This window comes from Massilia luteola, assembly GCF_034420155.1.
GTDB lineage: Bacteria > Pseudomonadota > Gammaproteobacteria > Burkholderiales > Burkholderiaceae_D > Telluria > Telluria luteola.
The window spans coordinates 467,474-485,927 of the sequence record NZ_JAXOFN010000001.1; the positions used below are offsets into that span (position 1 = coordinate 467,474).

Consider the following 18,454-nt stretch of genomic DNA (forward strand, 5'->3'; position numbering starts at 1 on the left):
TAAAGACAGCCGACAGTGCGCCATGCGGGCCGGGTCGGCACGGGCCCGGGGCCGCTCAATCCTGCTGGTAGCGCGCTTCCAGCAGGTCGATCTGGCGCAGCAGCTTGCGCGCCGTCTCGTCCGAGATGTCCATGCGGCGCGCGAGCCGCAGCACGGTGTCGCGCTCGGCGTTCAGCGCGAGCAGCCGGTAGGCGCGTTCCGTGCGCTGCTGGGCCTGGGCGTCGCCGTTGCCGCCCGCGACGTCGGTCGCGTCCAGCCGGTGCCGGTACAGCCGCAGCACGTGGCCGAGGGCCTGGTCGCGCAGGGCGGGATCGGGATCCCCGTCGATTCGGCCGGGGGCCTTGCGCGCCTGTTCGAGCGCGGCGATGGCGGCCAGCGTGGCCGCGTGGCGGGCGCCGTCCTCGCCGCAGTTCGCGTCCGGTTCGTCCGGCATCCTGAGGCCGCGCAGCAGGGCGGGCAGGGCGGCGCCGGCGAGCAGCAGCGAGACGACGATCACACTGGCGGCGAGGAAGATCGCCAGTTGGCGCGCGGGGAACGGGGCGCCGTCCGGCAGGGCGAGCGGCAAGGTCATCACGCCGGCCATCGTCAACGCGCCGCGCACGCCGGACACGGACGTGGCCAGCATCACGCGCAGCTTCGGCGCAAATGCCTGGCGGCCGAGCCGGCGCCGGTTCAGGAGCGTCAGCTGCAGCGAGATCCACACCCACACGAAGCGCAGCAGCACGAGGCCGAGGCTGAACGCGAGGGCGCGGCCAGCGAGCCACCACGGGTCGAACGGCTGGCCGCCGTCCGGGTGGAGCGCGCCGCGCGCGATGTCCGGCAGTTGTTCGCCCAGCAGCACGAACATGGTGCCGTTCAGGGTGAATTGGAGGGCGTCCCAGACGACGTTGCGGCGGATGCGCGTGCCGGGCGTCGCGCCGCCGGACAGTTCCAGGTAGCTCATCGTGACCCCGGCCGCGACGGCCGCCAGGATGCCGGACGCGTTCAGGCGCTCGGCCACGAGATAGGCGCCGAACGGCGTCAGGAGGTTGATCAGCACCGGCACGCCGTCTTCCTCGCCGAAGCGGCGCTGCAGGATGCCGTGCGCGCGCGTGATGGCGAACGTGATCGCCACGCCGGCGGCGATGCCGGCCAGCGCGATCCACAGGAACGACAGGCCCGCCCGCGCCGGCGAGAAGTGCCCCGTCACGGCGGCGGCGACGGCGAAGCGGAAGCAGACGAGGCCACTCGCATCGTTGAGCAGGCTCTCGCCCTCGATGATGTGCTGCAGGCGCGGCGGCATCGGCACGCGCGCCGTGATCGACGAGACGGCCACGGGGTCGGTCGGCGCCACGATCGCGGCCAGCGCGAAGGCCACCGCGAGCGGCATCGCGGGGATCATCCAGTGCAGCAGATAGCCGGCGCCGACGACGGTGAACAGGACGAGGCCGAGGGCCAGCTCCAGGATCGTGGCCCTGTCGCGGAACAGGCCGATCTTGGGGATGCGCCAGCCGTCCACGAACAGCAGCGGGGGCAGGAACAGGAGGAAGAAGATGTCCGGGTCGAGCGCGACGCCGTGGCCGAAGACGCCCGAGATCACGGCGCCCAGCACGATCTGGATCAGCGGCAGCGGCAGGGCCACGGGCAGCACGCGCGCCACGTAGCCGCTGGCGATCACGGCGACGAGCATCGCCAGGACGACTTCGACGGTCTCCATATCATCTCCTCGGTCACGGCCGATGATAAGGGATGGGGCGGATGAGCGCGGCACGGCAGGCAGGCGAACCGGCGTATACTGGCGGCGTCACCCGATCGGAGAACGACCATGAAGATCCGCATCGTTGCATTGCTGGGCATGAGCCTCGCCGCCGGCGCCGCATCGGCCGCCGTCACCGTCCGCTACGTCCAGCCGGAGCGCTTCACCGACCTGCCGCGCGCGCCGTGGCAGCGCACGCAGGCGCTCGACGATTTCAAGAAGCATTTCGAGACGCTGGGGGCGGCGCTGCCGCCGGGGCGGGACCTCGCCATCGACGTGCTCGACATCGACCTGGCCGGCCGCGAGCAGCCGAATGGCCTGGGCAGCGACGAGCTCCGCATCATGCACGGCGGCGCCGACTGGCCGGCCATGCATCTGCGCTACACGCTCAGCGAGGGCGGCAAGGTCGTCGCGAGCGGCGATGCGCAGCTCAGCGACAAGGGGTACGCGGACCACATCAACACCTATCCCCGCAGCGAGCGCTGGCCGTACGAGATGCAGATGATCGACGAATGGTGGAAGAAGACGTTCGGGGCGCCGCGGCGGTGACGTGCGGCGTGATTCACGCAGCCGGCGGGCGGGGGGCCGCCCACCCGACGCGATTTACGTGCCCGCCGTGACGCCGGCATGGCGCGCAACTAGCGCCGGATGTTCGCCTCCGCGGCGGCGGCGAGGATGTCCGCAAGCTGCGTCGTGTTCACCGGCTTGACGAGGTAGTGGTCGAAGCCGGCCGCCATCGACGCGTCGCGGTCCTGCTGGCGGCCGTAGCCGGTCATCGCGATCAGGGTGGCGCCGGCCGCCTGCGGCAGCAGGCGCAGGCGGCGTGCCAGTTCGTTGCCGTCGAAGTCGGGCAGGCCGATGTCGAGCAGGCAGACTTCCGGCACGAACGACTTCGCCAGTTCCAGCGCGTCCGTGGCGGAATACGCGACTTCCACGCGGTGGCCGCCGGAACGCAGGAACAGCTGCAGCGTGTGCACCGCGTCCACGTTGTCGTCCACGAGCAGGATGCGCAGCGGTACGGCGCCGTCGCCGTGCGGTCCGCCGACGATGGGCGCCGGCGCCAGCACGACGTCCTGCGAGTAGCGCGGCAGGCGCACGGTGAACGTCGACCCCTTGCCCAGGCCGGGACTGTACGCCCGCACTTCGCCGCCATGCAGCTCGACGAGGCTTTTCACGAGGGCCAGGCCGAGACCGAGGCCGCCCTGCGAACGGTCCGGCGTGCGCTCGGCCTGGGTGAACAGGTCGAAAACGCGCTCGACGAGGGCCGGCTCCATGCCGATGCCGTCGTCGGCCACCGTCAGCACGTAGTCGTTGCCGTCGGCGTCCACGCGCAGCTGCAGGGTGCCGCCTTCCGGCGTGTACTTGGTCGCGTTGTTGAGCAGGTTCGCGCACACCTGCACGAGGCGTTTGTGGTCGCCCTTGACGTAGGCCGGCATCGGCGGCAGTTCGATCACGACGCGGTGGCGCCGCGCCGCGATCAGCGGGCGGATCTGCTCGGCCGCGTCGTCGACGACGCGCTTGAAGTCCAGCACCTGGGTCGACAGCGAGACGAGGCCGCGCGTGACCCGCGACACGTCCAGCAGGTCGTCGACGAGGCTCGTCATATGGTCGACCTGGCGCACGATGATGGAGCAGGTCTGGGTGATCTGGGCGTTATCGGAGTGCAGAAGCTTGAGCAGGTGGGCGCCGGTGCTGATCGGCGCCAGCGGGTTCCGGAGCTCGTGCGCGAGCATGGCGAGGAATTCGTCCTTGCGCTGGTCGGCGGCGCGCAGTTCGCGCTCGGCCAGCGAACGGGCCGTCTCTTTCTTTTGCAGCGCGGCGGCCATGCGGTCCAGCGCCTGGGCCAGGTTGCCGATCTCCTCGTGGCCGTAGGCGATGCCGGAGCGGGCTTCCAGGTCGCCGGCGGCGATGCGCTCGGCTGTGCCCATCAGCTTGCGCACGCGCTGGACGATCAGGACGTCGCCGACGAGCCACGCGGCCAGCAGGGCGAGCAGCGTGGTCGCCGCGAGGCCGAGCAGGGACATGATCTGGTCATGGCGCGCGGCCGACAGGATCGTCTCGGTGGGGATGCCGATCGTGACCGTGTACTCGGTCAGCGCGGGCGCGCCCACGCGGGCGAAGGTGTGCAGGCGCTCGACGCCGTCGTCGCCGCGGATCGTCACGGCGCGCTGGCCGGCCGTGTTCAGCGCGTCCATCGTGGCGGGCGACAGCTTGGTGCCGAAGAAACGTTCGGGATCGGGGCGGCGCGAGATGATGGTGCCGCGCGCGTCCGCCGTCGCCAGCACGGAGCCGGGCGGCAGGTTGATGTCGTTGATGAAGGTGTCGAGGCCTTCGAGGTCCATCGCCGCGAACACGACGGCCAGCACCTTGCCGCTGCGGTCGATGACGGGGTAGGTCAGGTTGATCGTGTGCTTCTTGATGACGCGGCCGAACACGTAGTCGCCGGCGATGAAGCGGCGTTCCGAGATCGCGCGGCGGAAGTGGCTGCGGTCGCCCAGGTTGACGGGATGCAGCAGCGGCACGGCGCTGCAGGTGACGTCGCCGTTCAGCTGGATGAGGCCGAAGTTGACGAAGCCCTCGTTACGGTCGAGGACGTCGGACAGCAGCGACGTGCACTTGGCGGTGTCGCCCATCAGGTCGGGGACGCTGGCCAGGTCGACGAGGATCTGGCGCGCGCCTTCGATCGACTGGGCTTCGTTGGCGGCCGCCATGCCCGTCAGCCGACGCAGGTTTTCTTCCGACGCCTTGATGGCATGTTCACGTTCGCGGATCCCGGACAGGATCGTCATCACCGCCAGCGGCGTGATCGCCAGCGCGACCAGCAACATGAGCCGGCTGCGCAGGCTGTTCAGCCGGAAGCGGCTCAAGCCAGATGTCATCTTATCTATCTTCTATCTGCCACCTTGTGGGCAGCAAACGCATCACCAAATTCAATTATCCTGCGGATGCCTTCGCGCAAGGTCGCCACGTCGTCCGAAATATAGCCGAGCCGGATGTAGCCCGGCACGCCCAGCGCTTCGCCCGGCATGACGGCCACCTTCTGTTCCTCCAGCAGCGCCTCGGCAAAGCCGACCGTGTCCAGCGTCAGGCTGCGCACGTCTCCCCACAGGTACGGACCGGAGGCCGGCGCGCGCATGACGATCCAGGGGACCTCGGCAAACAGCCGCACCACCAGGTCGCGCCGTTCACGGTAGTCCGCCATCATCGCGCGCGGCGCACCGGTCGCGAATGCGACCTCGAGAGCGACCTGCGACAAATGGGGGGCTGCAGCCGTGATCGGACCTTGCAGCGTCTGCATCGCGTTGACCACTTCGGCGGGCGCCAGCGCAAAGCCGACCCGCCAGCCCATCATGGCATAGCTTTGCGAGGCCGAAAACAGCGTTGTCACGCCGATCTTCCGCCAATCGCACAATGCCGCCAGGCTGGTGTGTCCGCCGTCGAAGATCAGGTGTTCGTAGCTTTCATCCACGATCACTTGCGCCCCGATGCGCTCCACCCAAGTACGAAGGTGTTCCAGTTCCCGGCGAGTGTACACCTTGCCGGTGGGATTGTGCGGGTTATTGATGATGACGATGTCGGGTTTGCCCAGCCCGTCCAGCAGCGCGGGCGTGATTTCCCCGGGCAGGTCGACGAGGATAGGGCGCAGGCCCAGCAGTTGTGAGGTAGCAACATAGGCCGGCCAGTGCGGCTTGAACACGAGCACGGTGTCGCCGGGGTCGCCCAACGTGTACAGCGCTTCGTACAACCCCTGCTTGGCGCCGTTGGTGACGATGATCTCGCCCGGGTGCGCCTCGATGCCGTTTTCCTTGCGCAGCTTGTCCGCCAGGCGTGCGCGCACGTCGAGGGCGCCGACCACGCTCGTGTACGGCATGATGCGGCGGCGCTCGATCGCCGCGGCCACCGCATCCAGCACCGGCCGGGGCGCCGGAAAGTGCGAGATCGCAATCGAAAAATCGATCACGGACTGGCCCTCGCTGCGCAGCGTTTCCACGCGCCCATGCATGGCGGTGGTGGCGAGGGGACGGGATGAAGCGATCCGGGCTGAAATTTTCATTTTATTCTCTTGGGAGTGATGTTATTGAAAAGTCGTGAAGCACGGTGCAACGGCTGGGGTGTTGCCAGATTGTACTAAAAAGACGAAATCATGCCGCACGTGTCGAAAATAGCGCAGGAGAACCTGCCATCCGGACAGGGTACGACATCCGGGACAGTCGCGGCGGGCGCCGTGCGGTACGGGATTCTGGTACGGTGATTGCAAGCGCATATCATGCAGGAGGACACCATGCAGCAAGCCATCATTCGCACGTTCAAGCACGTCACCGCCGCCGAGGAGGCGCGCATGGCGCTGCTGGCCGCCGGCATCGCGGCGGACGACGTCGCGATCGACGTCCGCGTCGACGAAAGCGGACCCGTGCAAGGCAATTTCACGGTCGGCGACGCGCCCTCGGTGACGGGCAAGACCGCTTATTCGCACACCTATGCGCCCGTCGCGCAGGAGGACGTGCGCGACTGCCAGGTCACGGTGAACGCGGCCGACGCCGCGCTGGCCGAACGGGCCGCGGCCATCCTCGACCGTCTCGGCGGGCACGATCCCGACCCGGCCGCCGCCGCCGCCATCGCCGCGCGGGGGACGCGGCACTGAAGTTTGCGCGACAATAGGGCATCGCGGCTTGCCCGCCTTATCTGGAGAACAGCATGAGTGCGATCCACCTCGACCAGCGTGACGCCTTGCTCGTGATCGACATGCAGGCCGATTTCCTGCCCGGCGGCGCGCTCGGGGTGGCGGGCGGCCATGAGGTCGTCGCGCCCATCAACCACCTGATCGAGCTGTATCGGGCGCAGGCGCTGCCCATCTTCGCGTCGCGCGACTGGCACCCCCGCGACCACTGCTCGTTCCAGGCCCAGGGCGGGCCGTGGCCGCCGCACTGCGTGGCCGGCACGCCGGGGGCGGAATTCGCGGCCGAACTCGCGCTGCCGGACGACGCCCTCGTCATTTCTAAGGCCGCCTCGGCGGCCGTCGACGCCTATTCCGCGTTCGGCGGCACCGACCTGGCCGCGCAACTGCGCGAGCGCGGCGTGGAGCGCGTCACGGTGGTGGGCCTGGCCACCGACTACTGCGTGCTGAACACCGTCACCGATGCGCTCGAAGAGGATTTCACGACGCTGGTCGTGCCGGAAGCCATGCGCGCCGTGGACGTGCAGCCGGGCGACGGCCGCCGCGCGCTCGACCGCATGGTCGCGCGCGGCGCGGTGCCGGTGCGGCTCGGCGAGTTCGGCATGGTGGCGCTGTCGGTCGCGTAGGGTGGGGACCCTGTGCCCACGCGGCGATAAGCGAGGCGCGATATATCGTGTCCGCGCCGGCCGGAGGGTAAAGATACGTCGTGTCCGTGCCGGCGCACGCTGAACGCGTGGGCACGGCGTGCCCACCCTACGACAGCACGATCAGGTAGCCGGGAACGTCGCGGCCGTGGTCGCGGCGCAGCACCGCGCGCTCGGTGTCCACGACGGTGAAACCGGCCGCCCGCGCGGTGCGCCGCACGTAATCCGGCGCATGCGCGAACCGGTTCGACGGCTGGATCGCATAACCCCGCTCGCCGCGGTCCTCCAGCGCCTCGCAGGAAAAGGCGAACAGCCCGCCCGCGCGCAGCACGCGGCGCACGCGCGCGAACAGCGGCGCCAGGTCTCCCAGGTACACCAGGACGTCGGCCGCGACGGCGAGGTCGCACGACCCGGGCCGCTCCGCGAGCCAGTCGACGATGTCGGCGCACGCCAGTTCATCGTACAGGCCCAGGTCCGCCGCCTTGTCCAGCATGCGCTGCGACAGGTCGATCCCGGCGAGATGCCGCGCCAGCGGCCGCAGGAACGGCGCGCACAGGCCCGTGCCGCACCCGAGGTCCAGCACGGATGCCAGCGGCAGGGCCGCCAGGCGCGGACGCAGCAGCGCATCCAGCAGCGCCGGCGTGCGGTAGCCGAGGACGTCGACGAGGTGGCGGTCGAACCGTCCGGCATACTGGTCGAACAGGCTTTTCACGTAATCGGCGGGCGCGGCGTCCGGCTGGTCGGCCTCGCCCAGCGCGGCCAGCGCGAAACGGATCTCGTGCGCGTCCGCACCCAGCGCGAGGGCGCGGCGGTACGCGGCGACGGCCGCGTCGCGCTGGCCCAGCGCACGCAGCGTGTTGGCGCGGTAGTGCTCGGCCAGCGCATAGTCGGGACGCGCGGCCAGCGCCCGTTCGTAGCTGTGCAGCGCGGCGGCGAGGTCGCCCGACTTCTTCAGCGCCGCGCCGCGCGCGCACCAGGTGTCCGCCGCCTGCGGGGCCAGCGCGAGCGCGCGGTCGTAGGCGTCGACGCTGGCCGCGTGGTGGTCCAGCGCCTGCAGCGCATGGCCCAGCGCGACGAGCGCCTCCACATGCGCGGGCCGCGCGGCCAGCGCCTGTTCGGCGCTCGCCGCCGCGTCGGCGTGGCGGCCCAGGTCGTGCAGCACGATGGCCCGGTGGCACCACGCATCGGCCATCGCCGGGCTGATGCCGAGGGCGCGCTCGTAACTGTCCAGCGCTTCCGGCAGGCGGCCGAGCCGGCGCAGCGTGTTGCCGCGGTTGTCCCACGCGAGCGCATAACCCGGATCGATGCGCAGCGCGGCCTCGTAGCTGGCCAGCGCCGCGTCGACGCGGCCGAGGTCCTGCAGCGCGGCCCCCAGGTTGCAATGGGCGCGCGCCTGGTGCGGATCGGCGCGCAGCGCTTCCTCGATGAATTCGACCGCGCGCGCCGGCTGGCCGCGCTGGCGCTCGATCACGCCCAGCAGGTGCAGCGCATCGAACTGGCGCGGGGCCGCGGCCAGCACGCGCCGGTACAAGGCCTGCGCGTCCTCGAGCCGGCCCTGCTGGTGCAGCCGGACGGCCTGGCCCAGCAGGTCGGACACGTCGCCCGTCGTCACGCTGTCAGCTCCAGGACAGGTCCGCCTTCGCGAGCGGCAGTTCGCGCACGCGTTTGCCGGTGGCGGCGAAGATCGCGTTGCAGACGGCCGGCGCGAGCGGCGGGAGCGCGGGTTCGCCCAGTCCGGTGACGGGATAGGCCGTCTTGAGGAAGTGGGCTTCGACCCGCGGCGGCGTGTCGGGCATGCGCAGCAGTGGATAGTCGTGGAAGTTGCTCTGCACGATGCGGCCCTTGTCGATGTCGAGCGCCGGATACATCAGGGTCGACAGGCCGTCGATCACGGCCCCCTGCACCTGGTTCTCGGCGCCGGACAGGTTGACGACCTGCGCGCCGACGTCGGCGACCACGACGACGCGGTCCACGCGCAGCCGGCCTTCCTTCGACACCGTCACCTCGGCCACTTCCGCCACGTAGCCGCGGTGGCTGAAGTGGAACGCGACGCCGGCGCCTTGCCCGCGCGCGAACGTGCGCCGGCCCCAGCCGGATTTCTCCGCAACGGCGTTCAGCACGGCGCGCATGCGCCCCACGTTGTACGGCACGCCGCGTTCGCCGGTGCCGGCCACGAGGTCTTTATCGCCCAGCAGGTCGAGGCGGAACGCGACCGGGTCGCGTCCGGCCGCATGCGCCAGCTCGTCGATGAAGCTGTGGAACACCCACGCGAACACATTGCTGCCCGGCGCGCGCCACGGTCCCATCGGGATGCGGCATTCGAGCGGCGTCTGTTCGATCAGGCAGTTGGCGAGCCAGCGGCCGGGGAACTCGTCGCCGGACAGGTTGGCGCCGCTGCCCGCAAGCAGCACGCTGGCCGTGCCGCCGTCGCTTTCCTTCCTGTCGACGCGGTTGGCGAACGTGACGAAATGGTCGTGCCAGGCGACGACCTTGCCTTCCGCATCGACGCCGCCGCGCAGGAAGTGGAAGCCGCCGGCGCGGAAGTGGTCGTGCTGCAGGTCGTCCTCGCGCATCCACGTCAGCTTGACGGGCGCCTTGACCCGTTGCGCGATCGCCGCCGCCTCGACGATGAAGTCGGACGACAGCCGGCGCCCGAATCCGCCGCCGCTGCGCGTGATGTGGAGCGTGATCTTGTCCTTCGGGATGTTGAAGGTGGCGGCCACGAGGGCCTGGCCGGCGCCCGGGTTCTGCGTCGGCGCCCACAGCTCGAGCGTGCCGTCGGCCGGCTTGAACCACGCCGTGCAGTTCTGCGGTTCCATGCTCGCGTGCGAGATGAACGGATAGACGTAGTTCGCCTCGACGGTGCGCGCGGCGCCGGCGAGGGCGGCGTCGACGTCGCCGTCCTTGCGCATCACGGCGGCGCCGGGCTGGCCGCTGGCGGCCTGCGCCTGGGCGACGAAGCCCGGCCAGCTGTGGCGCGCGCCTTCGCCTTCGTCCCACGTCACCCGCAGTGTCTTGCGGGCGCGGAAGGCGTTCCACGTCGAGTCGGCGACGATGGCGACGCCGGGCCGCAGCCCGTTCAGGTTTTCCGTGCCCTCGACGATGAACGCCGCCTTCACGCCGGGCATGGCCTTGATGGCGGCGAGGTTCGCCTCGACCGGGCGGCCGCCGGGCACGGGGCATTTCACGTACGTCGCGTACAGCATACCGGGCAGGCGCGTATCGATGCCGAACAGCGGCCGGCCGCTGACGACGAGCGCGTTGTCGACGCCGCCCACGCGCGTGCCGAGCAGGCGGTACGTGGCCGGATCCTTCAGCACGACGCTGGCCGCGAGCGGCACGGGCAGCGTGGACGCCGTGCGCACGAGCGCGCCGTAGCCCAGCGTGCGGCCGCTGGCGCCGTGCACGACGGCCCCGTTCTCCGCGCGGCACTCGGCCGCCGCCACGTTCCACGCCTGCGCGGCCGCGCGCACCAGCATCGTGCGCGCGGTGGCGCCCAGGCGGTGGAAGTTGTCGTAGTTGGCCGGCGTCGACGTCGAGCCGCCGGCGCCCTGCGAACCGTAGATCGGGTTCAGGTCGCCCTGCACGACGCGGACCGATTTCCAGTCGACCTCGAGTTCCTCGGCCAGCACCATCGGCAGCGAGGTCTTGATGCCCTGGCCGATTTCCGGCTGCTTGGAGACGAGCGTGACGCGGCCGTCCGTGCCGATGCGGATGAAGGCGTTCGGCATGAAGTCGCCGGGGGCGGCGCCGGCCTGGCCGTTGTCGGAGAGCGCGGCGATGGCGCCGTCGGCCTGCACGCCGAGCAGCAGGGCCACGCCGGCGCCGGCCGAGCGGCCGAGGAAGCGGCGCCGTGCGGGGGAGGCGGGGCGGCTCATGCCTTGCCCTTGCCGGCGCCGGCGATGTCCGCCGCGCGGTGGATGCCGGCGCGGATGCGCACATAGGTCGCGCAGCGGCACAGATTGCCCGCCATCGCGTCGTCGATCTGGGCGTCGGTCGGACGGGGATGCTGCTTCAGCAGGGCGCACGCGGTCATGATCTGGCCGGCCTGGCAATAGCCGCACTGCGGCACGTCGAGTTCGGTCCAGGCCTGCTGCAGCGGATGCATGGCGCGCGCGTCCAGGCCCTCGATGGTGGTGATGCGGCGCTTGCCGAGGCTGCTCACCGGCAACTGGCAGGCGCGCGCCGGCTGGCCGTCCACGTGCACGGTGCAGGCCCCACAGGCGCCGATGCCGCAGCCGTATTTCGTGCCGACGAGACCGAGGGTATCGCGCAGCGCCCACAGCAGCGGGGTATCCGCTTCGACGTCGACGGCCTGGGCCTTGCCGTTGACGTGCAGTGTGTATTTAGTCATGTCCTCGTGGGATCGTTATCAAGTTGCCGGGCCTAAAGTGCAATGCTAAACCAAACCGCCCGGTCCAGAGCAAGGGAATTGATGTTTTGCTTCGTATTAGTAGAAATTCAAGCGGTATGACATACTGGTACGGCCCGATGCGTAGCGGTGCACTGACCCATGATGCGACGACCGATCTCTTTCCCGACCACCCTGCGCAGCCGCCTGGCCGGCGCCGTCGGCGTGCTGGTGCTGGGCGCCACGCTGCTGGCCGGCCCGCTGGCGGTGGACGTGGCCGAACACGACCTGCGCGCGGTCCTGGGCGGGCAGCAGTATGCGCTGCTGTCCGGCGCCGCCGCCTTCCTCGACGACCAGCTGGAAGCGCGCCTGCGCCAGATGGCCGCGCTGGCCGCGGCGCTGCCGGTGGACGCCCGCCATGATCCGCGTCGCCTGCAGGCCTGGCTGGCCGAGCGCACGGCCGACGCCAGCGAGGACTTCGTCAACATCGCCGCCTTCGCGCGCAACGGCGAACTGGTCGCGTCGGGCGCGACCATGCCGAGCTCCCAGCCGCTGACGGCCGCCGGCCGCCCCTATTTCGAGGAAACCCTGCTGCGCGGGCGCGGCATCGTCTCCGATCCGTTCCAGAGCCGGCTGTCGGGCGCGAAGGTGGTGGTGGTGACGGCCCCCGTGTTCGACGACCACGGCGAGATCCTGTATGTGCTGGCCGGCCGCATCGACCTGCAGCATGCGCGCTTCCTGCGCCAGGTCGACGCCTTGCGGCCGGGCGGCGGTTATCTGTTCCTGATGTCGGCCGACGGCGTGCTGATCGACTCGCCCCCGAAGGCGCACGCCCTGGCGCGCCTGGAGGAGACGCCCGGCACCCAGCCCGGCCTGGCGCGCGCGCTGCACGGGTTCGAGGGCTGGTTGTACGGCGACGACCGCGAAGGCCCCGCCATCGTCACCTACCGGCGCCTGGCCACGACGGGCTGGATCCTCGGCGCGCGCAACCCGGAAGCGGCGGCGCTCGCGCCGCTGGCGCGCGTGCGGCGCACGGTGCTCGTCGTCGCGGCGGTGCTCGCGCTGGTGGCGGGGATTTTGGCGTGGTGGCTCGTGCGCTGGGGCCTGCGGCCGCTGGACGCGCTGCAGCGCAACGTCGCCGCCGTCCGCCACGAGGGCGTCGACATCGACGTGCTGGCGCTCGCCCGGCACGACGAGGTCGGCGAACTGGGCCGCGCCTTCCACGACCTCGTGCACGCGCGCGAGCGCGCCAGCGCCCGCATGCGCGCGATCGCCGACAATGTCCCGGCCGTGATCGCCTACGTCGACCGCGACGAGCGCTTCGAATTCACGAACGCCGGCTTCGACCGCATGATCGGCACGCCGCCGGACTGGGCGCTCGGGCGCACGGTGCGCGAGGCGCTGGGCGAGGCCGGCTACACCCGTCTGGAGCCGCTGATCCGCGCGGCCCTGCGCGGCGAGCACGGCCACGTCGAGGACGTGCGCAGCGACGACGCCACGCGCCACCAGATGATCGACACGATCCCGGACGTCGACCAGGAGGGGCGCGTCGTCGGCTTCACCGTCATGGCGATGGACATCAGCGAGCGCAAGGAAGCGGAGCTGGCCCAGGCCGCGAGCGAGCAGCGCCTGCGCCTGATCGCCGACAACCTGCCCGTGCTGATCTGCTACATCGACCGCAACCACCGCATGGGCTTCGGCAACGCGACGTTCGACGCCTGGCTGGGACTGGAACCGGTCCGCCTGCCCGGCATGCACCTGGCCGAGGTCCTCGGCAAGCCGGCCTATGACGCGGCGCGTCCGCGCCTGAAACAGGCGTTCGAAGGCGTCGGGGCCACGTTCGAGATGCCGTTGCAGGCGCAGGGCCGGCACCGCATCCTCGAGTGGACGTTCGTCCCGGACGTGCAGGCGCAGGGCCGGGTGGCGGTCGCCGTCGCGGGCGTGTATGCGCTGGCGCACGACATGACCCGCGTGAAGGAGGCGGAAAGCCGGCTCGTGCAGATGGCCCGCTTCGACAGCCTGACGGGCATCGCCAACCGCCGCCTGTTCGGCGAGCTGCTGGGCCTGGCCCTGGAGCGCGTGCGCCGCCAGCGCCAGGTGCTGGGCGTGGCCTATATGGACATCGACCATTTCAAGGCCATCAACGACACCTGGGGCCATGGCATCGGCGACGAGGTGCTGAAGGAGTTCGCCCAGCGCCTGGCCGCCTGCGTGCGCGTGACCGACACGCCGGCCCGGCTGGCCGGCGACGAATTCGTCGTGCTGCTGGAAGACGTCAAGGGCCCCGAAGAAGCCGAACGGATCGGCGCCAAGATCGTGGACACCATCCGCCGGCCCTTCGCGACGGGGGCGGGCGAGCTGGCCGTGACGGCCAGCGTGGGGATCGCGCTCGTGCGCGGCGCGGACGGCCCGCTGCCCACGCAGGACCAGGTGCTGGGCTGGGCGGACGGCGCGCTGTATGCGGCCAAGCACGGCGGACGGGACCGCTGGGTCGTGCGGGCGGCGGGCGATGTGCCGGTCGCGGCCGCGCCCGCCGCCGCACCGCAGGCCGACGCGCGCATGCGCTGAGGCCCAGGGCTGCAGCGGGTTACCGCGGCTTACTGCGGTGCCGGCTGCGTCGCGACCAACGTCCGCTGGACCCAGCCGCCCGACACGTTTTCGCCGTCGATCTTGACGAAGCCGTCGCGCTCTTCGCCGGTGGCGATCGCTTCTTCCGCGCGCTTCAGCGTCCCCATCACCTTGCTGCCCGCGCGGGGTTCCGTGTACACCTTGACGGTCGCGAGGCGCGCATACACGCTGGCGCCGGCCGACACCGGCACGCCCTCGCGGGTGGATGCCAGTGCATTCGCCTTGCCGGCCGCGCTGGCCGTGCGCACCAGGCTGGGCTCGTTGCGGATCTTGAGCACGATGCGGTTGTAGTTGTCGAGCAGGCTGGCCGCAACCATCTTGCCTTCCGGCGTATTCGTATAGCCGCCCAGGCGCGAGTAATCGCCGCCGCCCCAGCTCCAGCCGGAAATGCCGAAGTCGGTCTTCGTCGCGACGCCTTCTTCCGCCGCGACCTGGATGCCGGAACGGACATCCGCGATCAGCAGACTGGTCTGCGCTTCCTTGAACTTCAGGTTGCCGGCGATGCCGCCCGCGATGCGGCCCAGGCCGCCAAGCAGCCGCCCGCCGTAGTCCGAGATGGCGCCGCCGATGCCGCCCGTGTTGTTGGCGGCGAACTGCACGTTCGGCGTCATCACGAAATCCGCCGCCTGCAACTGGCCCTTGCCGACGTTGCTGCCGGCCAGCGTCTCGCCATTCGCGGCCAGTGCGCGTTCCTGCTGCAGGTTGGCCATCGCGGCGCCGCGCTCGACGACCTGGAAGCAGTTCGATTGCTGCACCATGATGCGCAGCAGCGCAACCGGCGAGCCCAGCCCATAGCTCTGCAGCGCATGCGCGCTCTCGCTCTGCGCTTCCGTCACCGCGAGCGTGCCGAGCGGACGGTCGCAATGTTCCACGTTGGAATTGGTTTCCTGCGCGTGCAGGCCGGCGCTGCCTGCGAGCAGGGCGGCAATGATCGATACCCGGATTGGTTTCATAACCCTCGATGAGTGAACAAATGACTGTTAACGATTGCGTGGTTGCGCGACCGTCTCATGACGATGACGGCGCGCGACATGCGCAAGACATTTGTTCATTTTACAATTGTGCAGACCGTTGCATTCTCGCCAATTTTCACATTGACGCGCTCGGGATACACAATCGTCGATACAAGGGCGGGGCGGGCCTAGATACCGGTCGGATAGGTCTCCGGTGGTTCGTCCGCATGCCAGCCGCCACCCGGATCGAGCGGCTGCACGGCCGACGTGTGGTCGATGTGGATCACGGCATCGAACTGGCGCGCCATTTCGGCCGCAAAATAATGGCTGTGGCGTTCCGTGCGCGGCAGGTAGATGACGCCGATGGCGCGTTCCAGCTTGCGTTCGAGCATCGTGTCGCGCGCACGATTGTTGCCGTCGCGCAGAGGCAGCAGGAAGCGCGGGATGCCCGTCGCGTGCAGCAATTCCTCGTAGCTGCCCGGCATGCCCGGCCTGACGCGCTTGTGCTCGGCCGGCGCGTCCCATTCGGATGCGGCCGTGACGAAGCCGTCGTAGGTGGAAAAGCCGATCAGCCGCGCCTGCCCGTCGTATTCCTTGCGCGCCAGTTCGCCGACGTTCCACTCGCCCATCTCGCCCATCTCCGTCGCGCGTGCGTCGCCGATGTGGGAATTGTGTTCCCAGACGATGATTTTGCTGGCGGGTTCGTCATCCTTCGACAAGTGGCGGGCCAGCGCATCCAGCGTCTCTGCCATGTGGCTGTCGCGCAAGTTCCAGGACGACACGCGACCCCGGAACATGGTCCGGTAGTATTCCTCGGCATTCTTGACGAGCCGCGCGTTCTGCTCGGCATAGAAGAACGCTTCCTCGTCGCCGTCCCGGTACATATAGTCGGCGGCACGTTGCTGCAGCTGCTTCAGTTGTTCGAGGACGCCTTGTTCGCACGATGCGGACAGGTCGAGGCTCGCCGTGTAGCCGTAATGCTGGCTGTCCTCGTGGTAATGGTCGAAGCAGGCATAGCGTTCGCGGGCCTGGCGCGCCGCGTTCGGATCGACCTCGTCGAGGTAGCGCAGCACTTCCTCGATCGACGAGAACATGCTGTACAGGTCGAGCCCGTAGAAGCCGACCTGCGGGCCCGCCGCGTGCGCATTGTGGTGGCGCAGCCATTCGACGAAGGCGGCGACGTCGGTGTTCCGCCACATCCAGTTCGGGAAGCGCCGGAAGCCGGACAATGCTTCGTTGGCGTCGCGGTCGGCCCCGCGGCCGCGCACGTAGCGGTTGACGCGGTAGGCGTCCGGCCAGTCGGCCTCGACCGCCACGGCGTTGAAGCCCCTGTCCTCGATCAGGCGCCGGGTGATGCGCGCGCGTTCCTCGTAAAACTCGTGCGTGCCGTGCGTCGCTTCGCCCAGCAGGACGAAGCGCGCGTCGCCGACGAGGTCGAGCAGGGCGTCGTAGTCGCGTTTGCCGCCCGTCAGCGGGCGGGCGGCGGCGCGGATCGCGGCAACGGCATGCGGGGTGGCCATGGCGTCCTCAGTGCAGCCAGCGGCTGCCGGTGCGCGGGCGCGCGGCGTCGCGCGGCACGGCGCCCCGTTCGATGAACGCCTTCATGCGCGCCAGGTCGTCGTCCATCCGGGCCTTGGGATCGGACCCGAGCAGCATCGCGAGGCCGTGGCCGAGGACGCCCGCCGGCGGCGTGTACGACATGTGGACGGTGACGAGGGTGCCGCCGCGCTCCGGTTCGAACTGGACCGAGCCGCTTTGCGGGATCTCGGCGCCGGTTTCGCTGCGCCAGGCCAGGCGGTGCGGCCGGTCCTGCTCGGTGAGTACGGAATTCCATTCGAACTCGCTGCCGCCCGGTCCGCGCACGGTCCAGTGCGAGCGCCCGCGCCCGAGGTCGCGCACCTCGGCGACGTGGGACATGAAGTGCGGGAAATTCTCGTAATTGGCCCACACGTCGTACACGTCGTCCGGCGCGGCGTCGATGAGGATGGACTTGCTGAAGTCGATGGTCTGGTCCAGGCCCATGCCGCGCCCGCGCAGCATGCCCGCCAGGGGCTGGTTGGCGGCACCCCGCGCCAGCAGCGCGGCGCCGGCCAGGCCGAGCAGCAGGGCCAGCGGCGAGCGCCGCGTCAGCGCGTACAGGGCCAGCAGGCCGCCGCCGGCCAGGGCGGAATTGCGCGCGGCCGGTGTCCATTCGCCGCCCGGTCCCGCCTGCAGGGCGTCGCGCATGCGCGCGCGCAGGCCGCCCGCGCCATCCGATTCCCCGATTGCGTCGCCGGCCTTGGCGCTGCCGTTCCCGACGCCGACGCCGCTTCGGCTGAATGTACGCTTGGCCTTGTCCATGCCCGTCTCGACGGCGTCGCCCGCATGGCCCACGGTGTCCTTCGCCTTGTCGAGACCGGCATCGAGCGCGTCGCTGGCGGCGCGGCCCATGCGTTCGAGCGCCGAGCCCGTCGTGGACGCCGCGCCGTCCGTCCGGAGGTTGTCCGCCAAGCCGGCCGCACCGTCGCGCAGGCTGTCGGCCGCAGCGCCGATGCGCGCGCCCGCGCCGTGCCACACATTGCCCAGCGCGCTGGACGTGCGCGACCCGGCGTTGCGCACGGCCGCGGCCGATTGGGCGCGCCGCGCGCCGCCGCGGTCGGGGTCGAGCATATACATCAGCAGGGCGCCGGCGGCGGCGCCGCCCAGCCATTTCGCGATGTCAAAGCCTGTGTCGGTCGTTTGTCTCATGATTCGCTCCTCCGGTTGGTCTGGCCCCGGCCGCCGCCTCGTCGTGCCAGGCGGTGGCCAGCAAATCCTGCACTTCCTCGTCGCTGGTCTGTCCGAACGTGTCGTACCACTGGCCGACCGAGCGGAATTGCGGCGGGGTCGACAGGCAGACGAGGTCGTCGACGCGCGCCGCGAGCGCGGCCGCCGTGTCGGGCGGCGCGACGGGGACCGCCAGCACCAGCGTGCGCGGCCCGAGCTGGCGCGCCACTTCGATCGCGGCCAGCATCGTGGAGCCCGTGGCGACCCCGTCGTCGACGAGGATCGCGCTGCGCCCCGCGAGGTCGAGCGGCGCCCGCCCGCCGCGGTAAGCGCGCTCGCGCCGCCGCAGCTCGGCCAGTTCGCGCGCCGTGACGAGGTCGACGTCGTGCGCGCTGACGCCCATCAGTCCGGGCACGCCGGACTGGAGCACGCGCACGCCGCCGCTGCCCACCGCGCCCATCGCGAATTCCTCGTGGCCCGGCATGCCGAGCTTGCGGACGATGAGGATGTCGAGGGCGATGCCGAGCCGCCGTGCGATCGCGAACCCGACCGGTACGCCGCCGCGCGGCAGCGCCAGCACGACAGCATCCGGCCGCCGGGCGTACTCGCCGAGCCGCTTCGCCAGCAGGCGGCCCGCCTCGGTGCGGTCCTTGAAATGACGGATGTCGGCCATGGTGCACTGTCCCTGAGGTTCACCGCATTGCGGCGGCGCGAGCGCGGCCG

Annotated in this window: 14 protein-coding genes; 4 read left to right on the plus strand and 10 right to left on the minus strand. The window is 70.5% G+C overall.

Annotation, left to right across the window (positions count from 1 at the left end):
• Positions 1-55: 55 nt before the first annotated feature.
• Positions 56-1,696, minus strand: coding sequence for a Na+/H+ antiporter (locus U9J41_RS02145; RefSeq protein WP_322399937.1), 1,641 nt, complete (start codon positions 1,694-1,696; stop codon positions 56-58).
• A 108-nt stretch (positions 1,697-1,804) separates the two neighbouring features.
• On the opposite strand from U9J41_RS02145, the gene U9J41_RS02150 reads away from it, so the two are divergent.
• Positions 1,805-2,284 carry a DUF3016 domain-containing protein gene (locus tag U9J41_RS02150; RefSeq protein WP_322399938.1) on the plus strand — a complete coding sequence of 160 codons (480 nt, stop codon included), beginning with the start codon at positions 1,805-1,807 and terminating at the stop codon, positions 2,282-2,284.
• A gap of 89 nt (positions 2,285-2,373) precedes the next feature.
• On the opposite strand, the gene U9J41_RS02155 is transcribed toward U9J41_RS02150, so the two are convergent.
• On the minus strand, positions 2,374-4,614 hold the full coding sequence (locus tag U9J41_RS02155; RefSeq protein ID WP_322399939.1) for a hybrid sensor histidine kinase/response regulator: 2,241 nt from the start codon (positions 4,612-4,614) through the stop codon (positions 2,374-2,376).
• A 5-nt stretch (positions 4,615-4,619) separates the two neighbouring features.
• Entirely contained in the window at positions 4,620-5,726 is a 1,107-nt protein-coding gene (locus tag U9J41_RS02160; RefSeq protein ID WP_322399940.1) for a pyridoxal phosphate-dependent aminotransferase, read from the minus strand.
• A gap of 291 nt (positions 5,727-6,017) precedes the next feature.
• Between U9J41_RS02160 and U9J41_RS02165 the strand changes: the two genes are divergently transcribed.
• Positions 6,018-6,377, plus strand: a complete 360-nt coding sequence (locus tag U9J41_RS02165; RefSeq protein WP_322399941.1) for a hypothetical protein — start codon at positions 6,018-6,020, stop codon at positions 6,375-6,377.
• 53 nt (positions 6,378-6,430) lie between these two features.
• On the plus strand, positions 6,431-7,036 hold the full coding sequence (locus U9J41_RS02170) for an isochorismatase family protein (protein WP_322399942.1): 606 nt from the start codon (positions 6,431-6,433) through the stop codon (positions 7,034-7,036).
• Between the two features lie 127 nt (positions 7,037-7,163).
• Here U9J41_RS02170 and U9J41_RS02175 read toward each other — a convergent pair whose 3' ends face one another.
• From U9J41_RS02175 to U9J41_RS02185, 3 genes are read right to left on the minus strand one after another with little or no spacing between them, the layout of a single operon-like run.
• Positions 7,164-8,666, minus strand: coding sequence for a tetratricopeptide repeat protein (locus U9J41_RS02175; protein WP_322399943.1), 1,503 nt, complete (start codon positions 8,664-8,666; stop codon positions 7,164-7,166).
• Between the two features lie 4 nt (positions 8,667-8,670).
• A complete protein-coding gene (locus U9J41_RS02180; protein WP_322399944.1) occupies positions 8,671-10,932 on the minus strand; it encodes a xanthine dehydrogenase family protein molybdopterin-binding subunit in 2,262 nt (753 codons plus the stop codon).
• Positions 10,929-11,408, minus strand: a complete 480-nt coding sequence (locus tag U9J41_RS02185) for a (2Fe-2S)-binding protein (protein WP_322399945.1) — start codon at positions 11,406-11,408, stop codon at positions 10,929-10,931. Before U9J41_RS02185 ends, U9J41_RS02180 begins: the two co-directional genes overlap by 4 nt.
• 159 nt (positions 11,409-11,567) lie before the next feature.
• On the opposite strand from U9J41_RS02185, the gene U9J41_RS02190 reads away from it, so the two are divergent.
• On the plus strand, positions 11,568-13,973 hold the full coding sequence (locus tag U9J41_RS02190; protein ID WP_322399946.1) for a diguanylate cyclase domain-containing protein: 2,406 nt from the start codon (positions 11,568-11,570) through the stop codon (positions 13,971-13,973).
• A gap of 29 nt (positions 13,974-14,002) precedes the next feature.
• On the opposite strand, the gene U9J41_RS02195 is transcribed toward U9J41_RS02190, so the two are convergent.
• The 4 genes from U9J41_RS02195 to U9J41_RS02210 form a co-directional block, all read right to left on the minus strand.
• A complete protein-coding gene (locus U9J41_RS02195) occupies positions 14,003-14,986 on the minus strand; it encodes a CsgG/HfaB family protein (protein WP_322399947.1) in 984 nt (327 codons plus the stop codon).
• Between the two features lie 188 nt (positions 14,987-15,174).
• Positions 15,175-16,506: an erythromycin esterase family protein gene (locus U9J41_RS02200; protein WP_322399948.1), complete on the minus strand. Its 1,332-nt coding sequence runs from the start codon at positions 16,504-16,506 to the stop codon at positions 15,175-15,177.
• 7 nt (positions 16,507-16,513) lie between these two features.
• Entirely contained in the window at positions 16,514-17,713 is a 1,200-nt protein-coding gene (locus tag U9J41_RS02205; protein WP_322399949.1) for an SRPBCC family protein, read from the minus strand.
• Complete coding sequence (locus U9J41_RS02210; protein WP_322399950.1) at positions 17,685-18,404, minus strand: phosphoribosyltransferase; 720 nt, start codon at positions 18,402-18,404, stop codon at positions 17,685-17,687. Before U9J41_RS02210 ends, U9J41_RS02205 begins: the two co-directional genes overlap by 29 nt.
• Positions 18,405-18,454: the final 50 nt, after the last annotated feature.

Bases quoted from the DNA above. Each gene is read 5' to 3' on its own strand.
- U9J41_RS02200 (WP_322399948.1), bottom strand. From the start codon at position 16,506: ATGGCCACCCCGCATGCCGTTGCCGCGATCCGCGCCGCCGCCCGCCCG.
- U9J41_RS02180 (WP_322399944.1), bottom strand. From the start codon at position 10,932: ATGAGCCGCCCCGCCTCCCCCGCACGGCGCCGCTTCCTCGGCCGCTCG.
- U9J41_RS02155 (WP_322399939.1), bottom strand. From the start codon at position 4,614: ATGACATCTGGCTTGAGCCGCTTCCGGCTGAACAGCCTGCGCAGCCGG.
- U9J41_RS02185 (WP_322399945.1), bottom strand. From the start codon at position 11,408: ATGACTAAATACACACTGCACGTCAACGGCAAGGCCCAGGCCGTCGAC.
- U9J41_RS02205 (WP_322399949.1), bottom strand. From the start codon at position 17,713: ATGAGACAAACGACCGACACAGGCTTTGACATCGCGAAATGGCTGGGC.
- U9J41_RS02195 (WP_322399947.1), bottom strand. From the start codon at position 14,986: ATGAAACCAATCCGGGTATCGATCATTGCCGCCCTGCTCGCAGGCAGC.
- U9J41_RS02165 (WP_322399941.1), top strand. From the start codon at position 6,018: ATGCAGCAAGCCATCATTCGCACGTTCAAGCACGTCACCGCCGCCGAG.
- U9J41_RS02145 (WP_322399937.1), bottom strand. From the start codon at position 1,696: ATGGAGACCGTCGAAGTCGTCCTGGCGATGCTCGTCGCCGTGATCGCC.
- U9J41_RS02210 (WP_322399950.1), bottom strand. From the start codon at position 18,404: ATGGCCGACATCCGTCATTTCAAGGACCGCACCGAGGCGGGCCGCCTG.
- U9J41_RS02190 (WP_322399946.1), top strand. From the start codon at position 11,568: ATGATGCGACGACCGATCTCTTTCCCGACCACCCTGCGCAGCCGCCTG.
- U9J41_RS02150 (WP_322399938.1), top strand. From the start codon at position 1,805: ATGAAGATCCGCATCGTTGCATTGCTGGGCATGAGCCTCGCCGCCGGC.
- U9J41_RS02170 (WP_322399942.1), top strand. From the start codon at position 6,431: ATGAGTGCGATCCACCTCGACCAGCGTGACGCCTTGCTCGTGATCGAC.